General features: G+C 60.1%; 17 protein-coding genes. 2 read left to right on the top strand and 15 right to left on the bottom strand.

Annotated elements, in window-relative coordinates; translation table 11 throughout:
- Positions 1–73: 73 nt before the first annotated feature.
- From rbfA to ATK23_RS02175, 5 genes are all read right to left on the bottom strand, one after another.
- The gene (gene rbfA / locus ATK23_RS02195) at positions 74–508 is read right to left on the bottom strand and encodes a 30S ribosome-binding factor RbfA (protein ID WP_066139293.1); all 435 of its coding nucleotides are present in this window, start codon (positions 506–508) and stop codon (positions 74–76) included.
- A 101-nt stretch (positions 509–609) separates the two neighbouring features.
- On the bottom strand, positions 610–3498 hold the full coding sequence (gene infB / locus ATK23_RS02190; protein WP_066139296.1) for a translation initiation factor IF-2: 2889 nt from the start codon (positions 3496–3498) through the stop codon (positions 610–612).
- A 176-nt stretch (positions 3499–3674) separates the two neighbouring features.
- A complete protein-coding gene (locus ATK23_RS16765) occupies positions 3675–3995 on the bottom strand; it encodes a YlxR family protein (protein WP_066139298.1) in 321 nt (106 codons plus the stop codon).
- A gap of 139 nt (positions 3996–4134) precedes the next feature.
- Positions 4135–5118, bottom strand: a complete 984-nt coding sequence (gene nusA / locus ATK23_RS02180) for a transcription termination factor NusA (RefSeq protein ID WP_038989667.1) — start codon at positions 5116–5118, stop codon at positions 4135–4137.
- A 2-nt stretch (positions 5119–5120) separates the two neighbouring features.
- Complete coding sequence (locus tag ATK23_RS02175; protein WP_038989669.1) at positions 5121–5687, bottom strand: ribosome maturation factor RimP; 567 nt, start codon at positions 5685–5687, stop codon at positions 5121–5123.
- Between the two features lie 175 nt (positions 5688–5862).
- Here ATK23_RS02175 and ATK23_RS02170 point away from each other — a divergent pair, with 175 nt between their 5' ends.
- Positions 5863–6936 (top strand): hypothetical protein, encoded by a 1074-nt coding sequence (locus ATK23_RS02170; RefSeq protein WP_157066341.1) that lies wholly within the window; start codon positions 5863–5865, stop codon positions 6934–6936.
- 552 nt (positions 6937–7488) lie between these two features.
- Positions 7489–7830: a hypothetical protein gene (locus tag ATK23_RS02165; RefSeq protein WP_066139303.1), complete on the top strand. Its 342-nt coding sequence runs from the start codon at positions 7489–7491 to the stop codon at positions 7828–7830.
- A 5-nt stretch (positions 7831–7835) separates the two neighbouring features.
- Here ATK23_RS02165 and ATK23_RS02160 read toward each other — a convergent pair whose 3' ends face one another.
- The 10 genes from ATK23_RS02160 to ATK23_RS02115 form a co-directional block, all read right to left on the bottom strand.
- Positions 7836–8627 carry a TSUP family transporter gene (locus ATK23_RS02160; protein ID WP_100339311.1) on the bottom strand — a complete coding sequence of 264 codons (792 nt, stop codon included), beginning with the start codon at positions 8625–8627 and terminating at the stop codon, positions 7836–7838.
- Positions 8628–8686: 59 nt separating this feature from the next.
- The gene (locus ATK23_RS02155) at positions 8687–10474 is read right to left on the bottom strand and encodes a proline--tRNA ligase (protein WP_066139305.1); all 1788 of its coding nucleotides are present in this window, start codon (positions 10472–10474) and stop codon (positions 8687–8689) included.
- A 473-nt stretch (positions 10475–10947) separates the two neighbouring features.
- Positions 10948–11688, bottom strand: coding sequence for a hypothetical protein (locus ATK23_RS02150; RefSeq protein WP_066139307.1), 741 nt, complete (start codon positions 11686–11688; stop codon positions 10948–10950).
- 362 nt (positions 11689–12050) lie between these two features.
- Entirely contained in the window at positions 12051–12758 is a 708-nt protein-coding gene (locus ATK23_RS02145) for a hypothetical protein (protein ID WP_211286058.1), read from the bottom strand.
- A 91-nt stretch (positions 12759–12849) separates the two neighbouring features.
- Positions 12850–13476, bottom strand: coding sequence for a PDZ domain-containing protein (locus tag ATK23_RS02140; protein WP_157066343.1), 627 nt, complete (start codon positions 13474–13476; stop codon positions 12850–12852).
- A gap of 340 nt (positions 13477–13816) precedes the next feature.
- Entirely contained in the window at positions 13817–14629 is an 813-nt protein-coding gene (locus tag ATK23_RS02135; protein WP_066139316.1) for a GNAT family N-acetyltransferase, read from the bottom strand.
- A gap of 37 nt (positions 14630–14666) precedes the next feature.
- Positions 14667–15833: a flavodoxin-dependent (E)-4-hydroxy-3-methylbut-2-enyl-diphosphate synthase gene (gene ispG, locus ATK23_RS02130; RefSeq protein ID WP_038989684.1), complete on the bottom strand. Its 1167-nt coding sequence runs from the start codon at positions 15831–15833 to the stop codon at positions 14667–14669.
- A gap of 139 nt (positions 15834–15972) precedes the next feature.
- The gene (locus tag ATK23_RS02125; RefSeq protein ID WP_066139320.1) at positions 15973–16527 is read right to left on the bottom strand and encodes an NAD(P)H-dependent oxidoreductase; all 555 of its coding nucleotides are present in this window, start codon (positions 16525–16527) and stop codon (positions 15973–15975) included.
- 122 nt (positions 16528–16649) lie between these two features.
- The gene (gene arfB, locus ATK23_RS02120; protein ID WP_066139325.1) at positions 16650–17072 is read right to left on the bottom strand and encodes an alternative ribosome rescue aminoacyl-tRNA hydrolase ArfB; all 423 of its coding nucleotides are present in this window, start codon (positions 17070–17072) and stop codon (positions 16650–16652) included.
- Between the two features lie 115 nt (positions 17073–17187).
- On the bottom strand, positions 17188–17487 hold the full coding sequence (locus ATK23_RS02115) for a YciI family protein (protein ID WP_066139328.1): 300 nt from the start codon (positions 17485–17487) through the stop codon (positions 17188–17190).
- Between the last annotated feature and the right edge of the window lies 1 nt (position 17488).

The following is a 17488-nucleotide window of genomic DNA, read 5'->3' as shown; positions in this document are numbered from 1 at the left end:
TTAAAAATGCTGGGGATCGCACCATGGTGCGATCCCCAGCATTGCATCCGGGCGGAAGGATTCCGGGAAGCTCCTAGGCTTCTTCGGCGTCCTCGTCCTTCTTGTATGGGTCTTGGTCTCCGGCGAAGTCCTTGCCTTCGCGCAGGGCCGCTACCTCAGCATCCTTCTCGCGGGCTTTGGCCAGCAGTTCCTCCAGATGCGAGGCGCCCTCGGGGATCTCGTCGGCAACAAAGGCCAGCGTCGGGGTCAGGCGGATGGTCAGGTTCCGGCCCAATTCCTTGCGCAGGGCGCCGCCACGCTTTTCCAGCAGGGCGGCGATGTCCTTCTTCATCTCGTCATCGCCAAAGACGGTGTAGTACACCGTAGCGTGCTGCAGGTCGTTGGTGACGCGCGCGTCGGTCACGGTGACGTTGTCGATGCGCTCGTCCTTGATGACGGTGCGCAGCGACTGGGCCATGAGGACCTGGACGCGCTTAGCCAGGCGTGCGGCGCGGGCTGAATCAGCCATGGTTTTCTCCTAATGGTTCAAAACTCGTGGGCGCTTGACCAAAGCTTATCGGTCAAACGCCCACGAATCAGTGAGTCACACTGCTAATTGCCTGTCGGCAATTAGTCGCGTGGCTTTTCGCGCATCTCGAAGGTCTCGATGATGTCGCCTTCCTTGATGTCGTTGAACGACCCCAAGCCGATACCGCATTCGAAGCCCTCGCGGACCTCGGTGACATCGTCCTTCTCGCGGCGCAGCGAATCGATCGACAGGTTGTCGCCCACGACGTTGCCATCGCGTACCAGGCGGGCCTTGGAATTGCGCTTGATGGTGCCCGAGCGGATGATCGAACCGGCAATGTTGCCGAACTTCGAGGAGCGGAAGACCTGGCGGATCTCGGCGGTGCCGAGGGCCACTTCTTCGTACTCCGGTTTGAGCATGCCCTTGAGCGCAGCTTCGATGTCGTCGATTGCGGAGTAGATGACCGAGTAGAAGCGCATGTCGACGCCTTCCTTGTCGGCCAGTTCTGCCACGCGCTCGGCTGGGCGGACGTTGAAGCCAATGATGATGGCGTTGTCCACGGTTGCCAGGTTGACGTCGTTCTGGGTGATCGCACCGACACCGCGGTGGATGACGCGCAGCTGCACGTCGTCGCCGACCTCGATCTTCATCAGCGAGTCTTCCAGTGCCTCGACAGCACCGGAAGCGTCACCCTTGAGGATCAGGTTCAGGGTATCGATCTTGCCATCGGCAACAGCCTTGTCGAAGTCTTCCAAGGTGATGCGCTTGCGGCGCTTGGCCAGCAACGCATTGCGCTCTGCGGTCTCGCGCTTGTCAGCGATCTGGCGGGCGGTGCGCTCGTCTTCGGTGATCAGGAAGCCGTCGCCAGCACGCGGAACCGAGGACATGCCCAGGACCTGTACCGGACGCGATGGCAGTGCCACGTCGAGGTTCTCGCCGTTCTCGTTGAACATTGCACGCACACGGCCGTGGGCGGTGCCCACCACCATGGTGTCGCCAACGCAGAGGGTACCGGACTGGACCAGGACGGTGACAACCGAACCGCGGCCCTTGTCCAGGTTCGCTTCGATAGCCACGCCGCGAGCGGACTTGTCCGGGTTGGCCTTCAGCTCCAGGACATCGGAGGTCAGCAGGACAGCGTCCAGCAGCTCTTCGATACCCTGCTTCTGCAGTGCAGAAACCTTCACGAACATGGTGTCGCCACCGTATTCCTCGGGTACCAGGCCGTACTCGGTCAGCTGGCCCATGACCTTGTCAGGGTTGGCGCCTTCCTTATCGACCTTGTTCACTGCGACGATGATCGGCACGCCGGCAGCCTGTGCGTGGTTCAGCGCTTCCACGGTCTGCGGCATGACGCCGTCGTCCGCTGCGACAACCAGCACTGCAACGTCGGTGACCTCGGCACCGCGGGCACGCATGGCGGTGAACGCCTCGTGGCCCGGGGTATCGATGAAGGTCATCGCGCGCTGGCGGCCCTCGTGCTCATGGTTGATCTGGTATGCACCGATGTGCTGGGTGATGCCGCCGTGCTCGCCCTCGATGACGTTCGACTGGCGGATGGCATCCAGCAGTCGGGTCTTACCATGGTCGACGTGGCCCATGATGGTGATGACCGGGGCGCGCTCTTCGAGCACGTCTTCGCCTTCGGCCTCAAGTTCGGCTTCCAGGTCCAGTCCGAAGCCTTCGAGCAGCTCCTTGTCCTCGTCCTCTGGGGAGACGACAAGCACCTTGTAGCCCAGCTCTTCACCGAGCACCTCGAAAGTCGCCTCATCCAGCGACTGGGTTGCGGTAGCCATTTCACCGAGGTGGAACAGCACGGTCACCAGCGCGGCCGGGTTGGCGCCAATCTTGTCAGCGAAATCGGTGATCGACGCGCCGCGGCGCAGACGGATCTCGGTGTCACCGGTGCCGCGCGGAACATTCACGCCGCCCAATGACGGAGCACTCATCTGCTCCAATTCCTGGCGCTTTGCGCGCTTGGACTTGCGCTGCTTGCCGCGACCGGCGCCTCCCTTGCCGAAAGCGCCGCCAACGCCACCGCGGCCGCGTGGTGCGCCTGGGCGGAAGCCGCCACCGGTGCCGCCACCGCCGCCGCCACCTGGGCGACCGCGTCCGCCGGCACCTGCACCCGGACGTCCGCCGCCTGCTGGGGCTGGACGATCGGTGCGGTTAGGCATCATGCGCGGAGTTGCAGTGGTGCCGGCGCCTGGGCGTGGACCGCCTGCACCAGCTGGGCGTGGAGCGCCCTGGCCTGCTGGGCGTGGGCCGCCTGCGCCGGCTGGACGTGGACCGCGCTGGCCATCGCGTGGCGGGCGTGGGCCGCCCTGGCCGTCGCGGGCCGGGCGTGGACCGCCAGCACCAGCTGGACGTGGACCGCGCTGGCCGTCACGTGGCGGACGAGGACCGCCCTGGCCACCTTCGCCGCGCATGCCCTGCTGCGAGGAGAACGGGTTGTTGCCTGGACGTGGACCGCCCGGACGTGGGGCGCCTGGACGTGGGGCACGACCGCCTTCGCGGCTGCCGCCGCCACGGCGTTCGCCGGACTCAGCGCCGCGCATTCCCTGCTGGGACGAGAACGGGTTGTTGCCTGGGCGCGGAGCACCTGGCTTTGGAGCCGGCTTGGCGCCTGGCTTCGGTGCTGGGGCTGCACCCGGCAATGGAGCGCCAGGGGTTGCCTTCGCGGTTGGAGCGGCAGGTGCAGCAGGAGCCGGAGCCGGCTTGGCGCCTGGCTTCGGCGCCGAGGCACCTGGGGTAGCTGCCGGCTTTGGAGCTCCAGGCGTCGCTGGCTTGGCGGCGGCTGGCTTCGCAGCTGCTGGCTTGGCGGCACCGTTCGAACCCGGGAATGCGTCGCGCAGCTTGCGCGCTACGGGTGGTTCAACGGTCGAGGAAGCGGAACGAACGAATTCGCCCATGTCCTGCAACTTGGTTAGTGCTTCTTTTGAAGTGATTCCGAGCTCTTTGGCGAGCTCGTGAACGCGGGGTTTAGCCACATCTCTCCTGTGTCGATGTGATCTGCTCAAACCCCGGTATCAAAAGATAAATCTTTGGATCAGCGGTCTGGCAGATCAGCTGTGTAATTCGTGAAATTCTTCCGTCGCACGGTGGATCACGCAGAACTGATAATTCATCGTTGTGCGCTCAGCATTGCCGACTCATCGGGTTGCCATCAGATTTCTGACCCGCTTTCATCATGTTTGCCAGATAGCTGGCTTGCTGCCAACTGATCTTCGTATGCAGTGAATTCCTGCAGTACCTGCGAATCGTCTACCGCGGCTCTGAAGGTCCGCGCGAACGCTCGGCGCTGCACTGCTTGCTGCACACACTTTTCGGTCCCGTGGGTCCAAGCACCCCGCCCGAAAGCGGAACCTTGCAGATCCAGATTCACCGCACGCAGCGGTGCACCGTCTTTGAGGACCCAACGGAGCAGCTCGTTCTTATTGGTTACGGTTCGACAGCCAATGCACGTGCGTTGCTGATGCAGCTTCATGCGAGCGCCGTCGCCACCTTCCCAAGTTATTACGAGCCATCTACTAGTCTAGCGCGTTTGGACGCCATAGCGCGCATGAGATGCGGCTCACACGCAACCAGACGTCCAGCACGCTGAACTGGAATTCTTCGGCAGCTGCTTACAGCTGCGGTTCCTTGCCGCCTGATGCCGCCAGGATGTCAATGCGCCAACCGGTCAGCTTGGCTGCGAGGCGGGCATTCTGCCCTTCCTTGCCGATCGCCAGCGAGAGCTGGGAGTCGGGGACAACCACGCGGGCACGGCGTTCACTTTCGTCCAGGATCTCCACCGAGATGACTTTCGACGGGGACAGGGCCGCTGCGATGAATTTTGCTGGATCCTCGTTGTAATCGACGATGTCGATCTTTTCGTCGTTCAGCTCGTTCATCACAGCGCGCACGCGGGTTCCCATTTCGCCAATGCAGGCACCCTTGGCGTTGACGCCGGCCTTGGTTGCACGCACGGCGATCTTGGTGCGGTGGCCAGCTTCGCGGGCCAGCGCCTCGACCGCGACGGTGCCGTCAGCGATTTCCGGAACTTCCATTTCGAACAGCCGGCGAACCAGGTTCGGGTGGGAGCGCGACAGGGTAATGGCCGGGCCCTTGTTGCCGCGTTCGGCCGAGACAACGTAGGCGCGCAGGCGGTTGCCGTGCTGGTACTTCTCGCCTGGCGACTGCTCGACCGGCGGCAGCAGCGCTTCCAGGTCGCCGAGCTTGACCTGCACCATGTGCGAGGAGTAGCCCTGCTGGATGACGCCGGAGATCAAGGTGCCGACACGGGCCGCGTACTCGCCGACGACCTGCGCATCTTCTGCTTCCCGCAGGCGCTGCATGATCACCTGGCGTGCGGTCGAAGCGGCAATGCGGCCGAAGCCGTGAGGAGTATCGTCGAATTCGCCCAGCAGCACGCCAGCGTTATCGCGGTCTTCCACCAGGATCGCCACATGGCCGTTGCTGCGCTCAATATGCGCGCGAGCGCCAGGCATGGCGCCTTCGGTCTTGTTGTAGGCCAGCAGCAGGGCCGACTCGATGGTTGGAATCAAGACATCCATCGGGATGTCGCGGTCTTTTTCCAGGATGCGCAGCGCATTCATATCAATATCCACGCTTAGCCCTCCAAATCTTCAGTATCGACAGTGTCCAAGAGCGCGTCGTCGAAGTTCAGTTCTGGATCGACAACTGCTTTGCGGATATTTTCAAATGCATGGGTCGCAGGTTCGAGCACCTTGACCTTCATGCCCTTCTTGGCCGGCTCGCGGTGCTCGGCAACCAGCACGTCATTTTCGTTGACCTCTAGCAGGCGTCCGCGGAGCTTCGTGCCGTCCGCCAGTGAAAGCTTGACCATGCGGTTGATGGCGCGGATCCAGTGGCGCTGGGCAGTCAACGGTCGGGAGAGTCCAGGGGAACTGACTTCGAGTTCGTATGGAGCCGCATTCGCATAGACGGCGTCCTTGTCCAGGGCATTGGAGATGGTGGTGGTGACTTCGCCAAGTTCATCGAGATCCAGCGTTTCATGCCCGTCAGCTTTGTCGACGATGATCTGCAGGATCATTTGCTTGCCGGAGGGACGCAAGGTGACTTCTTCTAAGAGAAGCCCGTGGGATTCTACGTCTTTGGAGAGCAATGCAGTCAGACGCTGCGCTTCCTGTTCGGTATCGGCCGGCATTCCGGTCATGGATATCCTCCCACGCTATTCGATGTTGTCCTTTAAGCCTATATTGCGTTCCGCCCATTGAGAACATCCAAACGGGCACAGGTGAAGGAACTCACGCCCATTTTCCATTCATCGTGGCGCGCGGCACCGCCAATGCCCTCATTGCCTGTGTTGATCATGGCATGATCGAAACGCTATGACTGAAAAAACGCCTACTTCCTCCCCTCGCTCCGACAGGCAAGCACGCCGTGCTCCGGGCTGGATTGCTCCTGCCTTGGCTGGCGCAGTTGCCGTGGCAGTGACGTGGGGAATAGGCAGCACGCTCTTTCATGGTGCCCTGGTCGAGCACGGACTGCCCGAACAAGTCAGTGAGGCCAGCGCCGATCAACGCACGATGTGGGAACAGGGAGCAAAGCTCGCGGATCTGGCATCCCAGGCACAGGCTTTGGCCAAACTGGCACCCGAGGAAAACGCGTCGCAGCTGTCTGCACTGGCAACTTCCTTGTCGCAGGGTTCAGCGCTGCTCGGCGAATTGCGTTTCGATGACCAAGAACCTGCGGCGTTGCCGCAACGCTACTCCCCCGACGCACTGGTTGCCCTTGCCACGAATGTCGCCCATGCCTCGGCACAGATGCCTGCATTCGAGGAGCCGTCGCTGCCCAGGGATTCGAAACTGGCCGAGATTGCCTTCCAGATCAATCTGGATGCCCGCCGTGCAGTTGCATCATCAGGTGACGAGCACGACCTCGACTTGGCTCTGCCGCTGAGCAAAGTCGCGGGCGAGGAAAAGCAGAATGACCAGCTGGTAGCCTGCCTGCCGCATGCAGATCTGCTGGATCCGGCTATGGAAATCACCGGAGCGCAGGACATCGAGCCAACGGCCGTCGCCCGTGCACTGGACCGCGGCTACGCGCTGGATTTCCTTCTTCAGCTCACGGCTGCTCGTGGCGCTGAGTCAGCCGAGGATGCCATTGAAGATCGGCGCAGCGAATTGGGAAATCAGCTTCGCGGCCTGCGCGACGTCGTTGACGACCGGTGTGCAGACCTGCGCGAGCCCGCCTATGCATTGCCCGAAGGCGGACTGGAAGAACTAGCCAAGCTCTCCGCAGCAGCCGAAGAAGATTTTGCTGAAGCGCTGGTCGTAGCAGCGGGAAATACCGATGGCGCCGCTGGATTGGAAATTTCCGGCCTAGCATTCCAAGCTCTCCGCGAACTGCACGAATCAAGCAGTGACTACCGTCTCTTGGAAACTGTCGAGTCCATGAAATAGCTTGAGTTCCTGCAGATTTTTCAGGCATATTTCCCACGTCGTTGATTTATCACGAAATAATTACAACCTTGATTCTCCACGGCGAATTATGGCCAGGGTTGGAACAGGCGTTTCCGTCGAGATGAAGCAGGCAATGTTTCAGCGATCAGTGGTTTTTAACCTTGCCCCTCGTTGAAACTGGCATACCCGATACTGATTTTTCGTAATCGACCGTAATTTCAGTTACCAGTCTTCCCTATTCTCCCCACCATCGAATGGAGCTGTAACTACATGAATTTCATTCCTACTCAACTGCTCTCGATATTCACTGCCAAAGGGTCTATGGTGAATTACAAGTGCTTAAGATTCGGCATTCAGCTCCGCTAAAATGGAGTGAAACTTTCCGCTTTCTTCCACTTATTGGGGAACTAACCACTTGCAGCTAGGTCGTCAATTGGAGGTAGTGAAATGTCAGGTCGATACATGCGTTCGACGATAGCTGAACTGGTCAGCGAAGTGATCAGTTCACGGCAAGGTCGTGCGCAGCTCAGCGCACATGGTTGGATTCAGGGCATGCCCATTGTCATTGCTCAATCCGGAGAATCTGTCAACGACGTCATGTCGCTCGTAGCCGCGCATCAGCCTCCGGTGCTGGTCGCTACCCTCGACCCCGAGAACAACGATTTGTGGTTCTTGTACGTATCAATCGGTTCCACCGCGTTGAAGGTCGTGGATCCGCTGGAACCCCGCACGACAATTGCCCAACTCTACAAAGCCGCATTAGGCTCTAGCTTCCTGACCTTCAGGATCGCGCAAATGCCGACCAGTTCCATGGTTCATGCCATGGAACCGCAACAGGTCCAGCATCATGCCGGTTACCCGCCAATTAGCACATCAGCTGCCGGAAGCCGCTAGTCTTTTCAGTTGCCGGCCAGGATCAGGTCCGAACCGAGCTTGATGATCAGTGCCGAAACGACGATCACGAAGACTATGCGTATGAAGGCGCTGCCCTTTGAGATGGCCATGCGCGCGCCGAGGTAGCCGCCGAGCATATTCATCAAGCCCATGGCCAGGCCCAAGGCTACCAAGACGTGCCCCGTCGGGATGAAGAGCAGCAACGCACCCAGATTGGTGCACAGGTTCACGATCTTCGCCTTGGCGGAGGACTGCAGGAAGTTGTAGCCCAGCACCGTCACCATGGCGATGATCAAGAACGATCCAGTGCCTGGCCCGATCATCCCGTCGTAGCCGCCGATCAGCAGCCCGATCAGGATGGCGCGCAGATAGTGCCCATGCCCGGTGAAGCGCAGGCGCGACAGCTCCCCCGCTTTGGGCTTGAGGATCGTGAAGAGCAGCACCGCAATGAGTGCTGCGATGATGATGGGCTGAATCGCTTCGGCTGGAAGTATTGTTGCCAGCGCGGCTCCGCCGAACGCCCCGAGCATCGCGGTCAATGCCATCGGAATCGCAGTTTTCAAATCCGGGCTGGTGCGCCGGTAGTAGGTCACCGCGCTGGTTGCAGTTCCGAAGATCGAGCCGAGCTTATTCGTGGCCAGCGCCTGCACCGGAGTGATGCCGGGGAAAAGAAGCAGCGCGGGCAATTGGATCAGGCCGCCGCCGCCAACCACCGCGTCGATCCATCCAGCGCCCAAGGCTGCCAGAAGCAGCAAGACCAGGGGCCAGAAGGAGACGGGTTCACCGTTGACGGACAGCAATTCCAAGATCTCTTGCACCGCGCTACTCCCCTATTCAGTTTTCGGCTGCCGCGCTCTTAGGCAGACAGCTCCGCAACGACGTCTTCGACCTTGACGTCGCGGCGTTCGCCTGAGGTACGGTCCTTGACCTCGACTACGCCCTCTGCGAGGCCACGGCCCACCACGACAATGGTTGGGATGCCGATCAGTTCCGCATCGGAGAACTTCACGCCAGCGGAAACCTTTGGACGGTCGTCCAGGATGACCTCCAGGCCGGCCGCTTCGAATTCGGCGGCCAGCTTCTCGGCGGCTTCCAGCAGCTCTGGGCCCTTGCCGGTGACAACCATGTGGATGTCGGCTGGGGCAACCTGCTTTGGCCATGCCAGGCCGTTTTCGTCGTGGTACGCCTCGGCGAGCGCGGCTACCGCACGGGTGACGCCAATGCCGTAGGAACCCATGGTGACGACGGTCAGCTTGCCGTTCTGATCCAGGACCCGCAGATCCAGTGCTTCGGCGTACTTGCGGCCGAGCTGGAAGATGTGTCCCATTTCGATGCCGCGTTCGGTGCGCAGCGGGCCGGAGCCATCCGGTGCCGGATCTCCTTCGAGCACGTTGACCGACTCGATGGTGCCGTCAAAGCCGAAGTCGCGCTCGGCCACCAGGCCGAAGACGTGCTTGCCCTTTTCGTTTGCGCCGGTGATCCACGAGGTGCCGGATACGACACGGGGATCAACCAGGTAGGTGATGCCGCTGGTTCCCTCGGTACCCAGAACAGCCTTGTCCAGGCCGTTGCCCGGGCCGATGTAGCCAGCAACTAATTCTGGGTGCTTGGCCAGGTCTTCGCCGTTAGCGGCTTCAACCTGGACCTCGCCGATGATGCCCAGCGGGGCACCTACGGTAGCTTCGACGCGCTTCAGGTCCACCTGGCGGTCGCCTGGAACACCGATGACTACCAGCTGGCGGTTGCCTTCAGGGTCGGTCACGGCCAGGACAACGTTCTTCAGGGTATCCTTGGCTTCCCAGGCACCGGCCTCGCGTGGGCGCAGCTCGTTGGCCGCGGCCACCAGGGTTTCGATGGTCGGGGTGTCCGGGGTATCGACGACCTCGAACGCAGGTGCGTTGGTGTAATCGATGGATTCTGGCACCACGGTGGTCACAGCCTCGACGTTCGCAGCATAGCCGCCTGCCGAACGCACGAAGGTGTCCTCGCCGATAGCCGTTGGATGCAGGAACTCCTCGGATTTGGAGCCGCCCATGGCGCCTGCCTGCGCGAAGACCGGGACAACTTCCAGTCCCAGGCGCTCGAAAATCTTCAGGTAGGCGGCGCGGTGCGCCATGTAGGCCTCGTCCAGGCCCTCGTCATCGATGTTGAAGGAGTAGGAATCCTTCATGATGAATTCGCGGCCGCGCAGCAGGCCCGCGCGCGGACGTGCTTCGTCGCGGTACTTGTTCTGGATCTGGTACAGGTAGACCGGCAGATCCTTGTACGAGTTGTACAGGTCCTTCACCAGCAGGGTGAACATTTCCTCATGGGTCGGAGCCAGGAGGTAATCCGCATCTTTGCGGTCCTTCAGGCGGAACAGGCCTTCGCCGTATTCGGTCCAGCGGCCGGTCTGCTCGTAAGGCTCGCGTGGCAACAGCGCTGGGAAGTGGACTTCCTGGCCGCCGATAGCGTTCATTTCCTCGCGAACGATAGCTTCAACACGCGCAAGGACCTTCAAACCCAACGGCAACCAGGTGTAGATTCCCGGGGCCGCACGACGGATGTAACCGGCGCGTACCAACAACTTGTGGCTGGCGACTTCGGCGTCAACCGGATCTTCACGCAAGGTGCGCAAGAAGGTAGTGGAAAGCTTCAAAACCACTCGGGGTGTCCTTTTCCGTCCGTCGACTTCAGAGATATTTCCGGATGCCGACTAGCTATGCAAAATCAAATGGGTTTTGGCCAGAAAATTGGCCTTAATCAATGCTACAGCTTTCGGCGACTTCCCAATAAATTCAAGGGGTCGAGCGGAACCGTGTTGCGTTTTCAGTAGCTTGCTCCCGCTTCTGGGCCACTGCTGGGCGTTGCAAGGTTCTTGCTTATTGAGGAGGTGACTTTAAACGAGACACCGCCTCGGTGCGCGTTTCTCACTGATTCTTGCTCGAAGCGTGTCCGCACATTGCGCCGCTCCACTGGCCATGGACACGGTTCATCAGCAGGTTCTTAACCGAACCTTCGTCTGAGACCACTCCATCCATCGGCAGCTGCTGCCTCACTTTGGAAGTATTTTCCATGCAAATGCGCGAAGCCCCTCTGGTCCAGGAACCAGAGGGGCATTCGCCACCGGAAGCGAGCCTACTTGGCCGCCGCCTTGACCTCTGCAACCGCCTTGTTCAGTTCATCAACGAGAGTCTTCACAGCCGCGTCTTCACTTTGTTCGGTGGTTTGGGTGTGGGAGACGGCAACGACGTTGTCGCCAACTACGCCCTGAATCTGGTACGAACCGCCCGGCACTTCAGCACCGTTCATGGTCATGGCGGTGTGGGTAGCGATAGTCTTGTCTGCGTCAGACTCAGCATCCAGGATCTTGGCAGAGGCCGAAACTTCCTGGCCTGCTACCTTCATCGAGAAGTCCTCGCAACCCTGCAAGTCCTTGGCATCTGCCATCTTGTTGATTGCTTCCAGCTTGGCAGCATCCTCGTAGCCAGCGACCGAATAGCTGCTGCTCTCACCGGCCTCGCCGACGACAATCGCTGCAGCCATGTTGACGCCGTCCAGGTCCTGGGTTCCCTGCTGCGCAACGTATTCCGCGCACTGCGCTGGTTCGATCTCCATCTGATCGATCAGTCCCTTTGCGCTTTCAACCGAGGCGCTCAGCGCAGCGCTATCCAGAACCTGCACATTCGGTTCGTCTCCACCGAGAGTTTTGGCGACCGCAGCGGCTTGCTCGGCGGTCAGCGCCGGGACTGCCGTGCTTTCCTGTTCCTGAGGGGCCTCCGAAGAGCCTGCAGCTCCTTCGGTTCCCGAATTCGAGCTGCAACCGGTCAGTGCCAGGGCAACTGCTACGGGCAGCACCCAGAGTGAACGCTTTTTCATGGTGATTTCCTCACTATGGTGATGATAAGCCACCCACAGCATTTCACAATATGTTGGAAATAAAAAGACAACAAGAGAGTGTTTCAGTGAATGGACTTGAGCAAGCTGTTCACTTGAATCGTCAAGAGCTGGTCAAGCGCCACCCACTGCCAGGAAAGCATCAGTCAAAGAGAAATCCGCAGGTGCCGCACATGGACAAGCCCCTGGCAGTCGAATCGCACTTCAACTGCCAGGGGCTTCAATGTGACTCGGAAGATGCATTGCTTCTCGGCAAACTATCCGCGTCGCTACCGCCACGGGCATCCCTCTCCTACGCGCAGCACCGCCTGATATTGGCGAGTCGGGGCACCGAGCACATGCGACTATTGCTTTCGAACCGCGTCGATTTCGGCGAACGCACGATCCGTCAATTCCACCGCTTGCGCGGCCAGCTCAGCTGCTTGCTGCGAACCTGTCTGCAAGGTAACCAGGACGAAATCGCCGTCCCGCAGCGCCTGCACCACGACCGAGGTCAATAGCTGTCCTCCACCTGCGTCCATTTGAGTCGACATGGTCAACGACTGGTCAGCTTTGACGTCCAAGGGCAGGATCTGGCGTTCAGTTTCGATTTTTTCGCCACCGGTCTCAACGGTGACGTTTTCGCATCCCTCTAGATCATCCAGGGTCAGCGCCTGTGAAACGTTGTTGCGGGTGGCATCGTCTGTCAAGGAGAAGACCTGCACGACCTTGCCGACGGATTCCGAGGAGCTGGTTGCCGTTGCGGATACGGATGCTGTCAAGTCGGTGACTGAATACTTGGCATTCAACTCGGCGCATTTCTCCGGCTTGATGCCGCTGGGAGCCTTCGCATTCTTGGCAATTTCCAGTTGCTGCTGCATTTGCTCGTTGCCGACCACCTGGACTGCGTTGTCGCCTTCCATAAGCTTGGAAGCGACGGATTTCACCTGCTCGGCAGTGAGCGCGCCACCCGAGGCAGCCTCTTTCTGGCTGTCTACGGAGGTCGTTGAAGCAGCCGATTGCGCAGGTTCACTAGCTGAATTTGAAGAACAGCCGGCCAGCATCATGCTCACCGCCAATGGCAGGGCCCAAAGGGTTAAACGCTTAGTCATTTACTGCTTTCCGTTGTTGCCGCCGAAGAGCCGACGACGTCGTAAAAATAAACTACTGGGTCAGCTGGCCCATGAGCTTTTGAAGGATCTCTGACGCTTCTTCAATTTCATTCGCGGTGTTCCCCGCTGATGTGGAGCGCTGTAGGCCGAGAAGGACATTCGAGCTGGCAGTGCGAATGATCAGCTGTTGCTGGGTCGACGACCCATCACTGCTGGTGATCACATACCCATCGGATAATCCTGCTGAAGAGTCTATGGGCTGCTTGGCAAGATGATAGGCACGAGTCTCGTTGCCCCGCTTGACGGTGTACCGCGCGCAATCAGCGTTGGCCGCCGTTTTGGCATCCCATTGGGCCTGCAAGAATTCAGAATCCTTGTAGATTGCGACCGTGAGGTAGCTGTCCTCGAATTCAATGGCGCCCATCGTGGCGTTCCTCAATTGATCGGCCACTGGCTCAGCAAAAGTGACCCCGCATTTGCTTGGATTCACTTTGACGTTCTCGATCCATTCCTGGGCTTGCGGAATGTTCTCACGAAGTTGCTTGTCGCTGATGACCTCGGAATTCTTTTCTTCTTGGGCGAATTCCTCGAGCAGGTTCTCCAGCTGTGCGCCATCGAGGCGAACCTGGGGTACCGGTGATGCGCCGACTTCGGCTTCTGGTGAGCTGCACCCGCTCATCAGGAGTACTGCTGCGCACATAGCAGCGCCCAAGTGCGCTCTAGCGCCAAAGCCTCGAACCACCAATTTTCCCATCACCATCGCCGTTACACCTTCGAGTCTAGAAGACCGCGGATCATTCGCTGAGCATTGTTGCTTCCGCGTTGGGCACAAGACGAAACATCACGAGGACAATGCCGGGGTCGACATTTTCATTGCGGCGCCCGTCGCGCGATCGGGTTGCGCTGCAATTCCCCACGGCATCGAGGCTCGCTGTGCTGAAGCCATACAGGAATCTGCGAACGAATCAGCATCATCGGCTTCGAAAATTAACGCTTTTCCATGGCGCCGGCTTCGGAGATCAGAACAGGATCGTCGCGAAGGTTCCGACCTGTTCAAATCCGATGCGCTGATATGTCTTAATCGCAGCGGTGTTGAAATCGTTGACGTAGAGGCTCACGACTGGCGCGAACTGCATTGAGTAGTCCACAGCGGAGGCCATGTAGCCGGCAGCCAACCCCTGTCCGCGGTACATCGGATTCACCCAAACACCTTGGATTTGCACAACTTCATCGGTGACCGTGCCCAGGTCAGCCTTGAAAATCACGTTGCCCCGCTGGTCGCAGTCCATGAGGGTATGCCCGTCACGAATTAGCTGGCGTACACGATTGCGGTAGAAGCTTCCCCCGTTTTCCAACGGCGAATAGCCAAGTTCCTCTTCGAACATTGCTGCGCTGGCCGGCAGCACTCGATCGAATTCCTGGACCGGGGCCGGGCGGAGCCGATTGCGTCGAACGCCCGACGGGTTGTGCGAGATCGCCATTAATGGCTGATTCGCCCGGAGCTCGAAAATTTCTTGCGGACCGTCCCGCAAGACCTCATGCATGGCCAGCACGGTTTCCGCCGGGCCGAAGACCGAGGCGAATCGCTGGCGGGTCTCGATGGCATGCATGGCGAATTTCTGGGCATCGGCCTCCGGCATGGCGGTGGGCGCCATATTGGCGCCCACCCAGCATGCCGATTCAAGGCCTTCACTGCCGTCCAAGCCAACGATATGGGCAAAGCCATCTGGAACCGCTGACTTGTGGATGTTCACCTGCGAACGGGTGAAGATGTTGGCGACGGGGTCGCGATCGAGCAACTCGATGAGGGCGGCCGTGTCACGACGGCCCAAGATGCGCGGCGCTCCCTCGACGCTTCGTCGGCTAGTTCTAGCTGACGGAGACCACGGGAGAACCCGAGGAAGGATTCTCGTCATTGTCCAGTCCCATTTCTGCCGCCAAACGGTTGGCTTCTTCGATCAAAGTCTCGACAATCTGGTCTTCCTGGACGGTCTTGATGACCTCGCCCTTGACGAAGATCTGTCCCTTGCCGTTGCCCGAAGCTACACCGAGGTCCGCATCGCGGGCTTCGCCCGGTCCGTTGACGACGCAGCCCATGACTGCCACGCGCAGTGGAGCCTTCATGCCTTCCAGCCCAGCAGTAACCTGCTCAGCCAAAGTGTACACGTCCACCTGGGCACGACCGCAGGATGGGCAGGAAACGATGTCCAGCTTGCGCGGACGCAGGTTCAGCGATTCCAGGATCTGGTTGCCGACCTTGACTTCCTCGACCGGTGGCGCCGACAGCGATACGCGAATGGTGTCACCAATGCCCTGGGAAAGCAGTGCACCGAAAGCGGTCGCGGACTTGATGGTGCCCTGGAACGCAGGACCGGCCTCGGTCACGCCCAGATGCAGCGGCCAGTCGCCGCGCTCTGCCAGCATCTCGTAGGCGCGGACCATGATCACCGGGTCGTTGTGCTTGACCGAGATCTTGAAGTCGTGGAAGCCGTGTTCCTCGAACAGGGAGGCTTCCCAGACAGCCGATTCGACCAGTGCTTCAGGGGTGGCCTTGCCGTACTTCTGCAGCAGGCGGCGGTCCAGTGAGCCGGCGTTGACGCCAATGCGGATCGACGTGCCGTGGTCCTTGGCAGCCTGGGCGATTTCCTTGACCTGGTCATCGAACTGTCGGATATTGCCCGGGTTCACGCGTACGGCGCCGCATCCTGCCTCGATGGCGGCGTAGACGTACTTGGGCTGGAAGTGGATATCGGCGATGACCGGGATCTGCGACTTCATCGCGATGATCTTCAGCGCTTCCGCGTCCTTGTCCGTTGGGCAGGCAACGCGCACGATGTCGCAGCCTGCAGCGGTCAGCTCAGCGATCTGCTGCAGGGTGGCGTTGATGTCGTGGGTCTTGGTGGTGGTCATCGACTGGACCGAAATCGGCGAGTCGGAGCCGACACCTACGGATCCAACCTGGAACTGGCGAGTCTTACGACGTGGTGCGAGTACCGGCGGTGGGCCTGCCGGCATGCCTAGGCTGACCGAAGTCAATGGACGCCTCCGAATAGATTGTGGGTATTTCTCTACTCCAAGTATGTCACCGTATCGCGGTGAGCGGGTATTGATGCGAGAAAGGCCACGGGAACCGTGGCCTTTCTCCCATCATTTTGCAGCTGGAGCCTGCGAAAGCCTAGTTGGCTTCGGCGATTTCCTTGATGCTTTTCAGCACGCCGGAAACCTGCTCGACAACTTCAGCGTCGTCCTTCGGGTGCAGTTCTGCGAAGCGCACTACCGAGTTCGGGATGGCCAGCTTGACGTTTTCAAGTACGTTGGCGCCGGCGATGTTCAGTGCCTTGCGTGCTTCGTCCTGTGCCCAGACGCCGCCGTACTGTCCGAAGGCGGTGCCCAGGACTACGGTTGGCATGTCCTTTAGTGCACCGGCACCGAAGGGACGGGACAGCCAGTCGATGGCATTCTTCAAGACAGCTGGCATGGTGCCGTTGTACTCGGGGGTGACCAGCATCAGCGCGTCTGCTTCGCCGGCTGCGTCGCGCAGGGCCTGGGCTGCGGCTGGAACGCCACCTTCCACGTCATGGTCCTCGTTGTAGAACGGGATATTCTCCAAGCCGCTGAACACTGAAATTTCCATGCCTTCGGGGGCGTTGTGCGAAGTGGCTTCCGCCAGCTGCTGGTTGGTCGAACCGTTGCGCAGGGAACCGACGAGGGTGAGGACTTTGGTGGTCATAAGGTGTTCTCCTTGGGGCAGAATTAATAGAAAGCTGACGCTTCATCTACTTTCAACCGCATCGCCAAACCGGGCATTCCGCCGATTCCAGTGACATGGGACACAGTACTTGCTTTCTCCGGTCAGTCCATTCCCGGCTTGCGGCGAAGCTGCTTCGTGGCCGAGCGATTGGCCTTGGCGCTCAGCCTGCGCCGGTGCGATCCCCGGGTGGCTTTCGTTGCTTTGCGCGCGGGCGCATCCGGGGCCAGGGCTTTTTCGATGATGCGTCCCAGCTTCTCCTGCGCAATCTGGCGGTTGCGCCATTGAGATCGTTCCTCGGCGGCAGTCACGACCAGTGCTCCAGCCACGAGGCGCGGTCCGAGTTTCTCGAGCAGCCTCTGGCGCTGCCAGTCGGACAATGCCCGTGAAGCGCCAATCACCCAAGCGAGCTCCACGCGGGAGTCAGAGGTATTCACATGCTGGCCGCCTGGGCCAGAAGAACGGGAGAAATGCCATTTCAGCTCCGCTGCAGGGATCGCCAGTGCCGACGTAATCTGCACATCCATGATGCTCTCCCCTTTCTTCTCCCCTACCAGTCTGGGCCATCGATGCCGTTTAAGGCAGCCAGCCTCCGCCGTTCTTGGTACAGAACAACGGAGGCTGGCACATGCAACCTGTCGCCTAGGAAGCGAATTCCTTCAGCAGGCCCATGACCGGGTTCCATTCTGTGATGGTGGCCGAGCCGACTGCGCCAACCAGCTGGAATGGGTCATTGGACAGCACGTCTTCCAATGCCACATGCGATTCGGCTGCGAAGATCAACAGCGCGCCGTCGCTGACCGGAGTTGGCCCCGAAGCCAGAAGGCGTACCGATCCTTCGCCAAGGAATCCCCCGAGGTACTCGCGGTGCGCTGGACGGTGTTCGTCGCGCAGCTCGGTGGAATTTTCGGCGTAAGCGTATTCAACAGCAAAAACAGTCATG

It is taken from the genome of Glutamicibacter nicotianae, from assembly GCF_002797775.1.
Lineage (GTDB): Bacteria > Actinomycetota > Actinomycetes > Actinomycetales > Micrococcaceae > Glutamicibacter > Glutamicibacter nicotianae.
Note: the sequence above shows the minus strand (reverse complement) of the source record. Positions and strands in the feature narration are given on the sequence as shown.

Excerpts from the sequence above, each read along its gene's own strand:
- rbfA (WP_066139293.1), bottom strand. The coding sequence starts at position 508 with ATGGCTGATTCAGCCCGCGCCGCACGCCTGGCTAAGCGCGTCCAGGTC.
- ATK23_RS16765 (WP_066139298.1), bottom strand. The coding sequence starts at position 3,995 with ATGAAGCTGCATCAGCAACGCACGTGCATTGGCTGTCGAACCGTAACC.
- ATK23_RS02175 (WP_038989669.1), bottom strand. The coding sequence starts at position 5,687 with ATGACCGGAATGCCGGCCGATACCGAACAGGAAGCGCAGCGTCTGACT.
- ATK23_RS02170 (WP_157066341.1), top strand. The coding sequence starts at position 5,863 with ATGACTGAAAAAACGCCTACTTCCTCCCCTCGCTCCGACAGGCAAGCA.
- ATK23_RS02165 (WP_066139303.1), top strand. The coding sequence starts at position 7,489 with ATGCCCATTGTCATTGCTCAATCCGGAGAATCTGTCAACGACGTCATG.
- ATK23_RS02150 (WP_066139307.1), bottom strand. The coding sequence starts at position 11,688 with ATGAAAAAGCGTTCACTCTGGGTGCTGCCCGTAGCAGTTGCCCTGGCA.
- ATK23_RS02140 (WP_157066343.1), bottom strand. The coding sequence starts at position 13,476 with ATGAGCGGGTGCAGCTCACCAGAAGCCGAAGTCGGCGCATCACCGGTA.
- ATK23_RS02125 (WP_066139320.1), bottom strand. The coding sequence starts at position 16,527 with ATGACCACCAAAGTCCTCACCCTCGTCGGTTCCCTGCGCAACGGTTCG.
- arfB (WP_066139325.1), bottom strand. The coding sequence starts at position 17,072 with ATGGATGTGCAGATTACGTCGGCACTGGCGATCCCTGCAGCGGAGCTG.
- ATK23_RS02115 (WP_066139328.1), bottom strand. The coding sequence starts at position 17,487 with ATGACTGTTTTTGCTGTTGAATACGCTTACGCCGAAAATTCCACCGAG.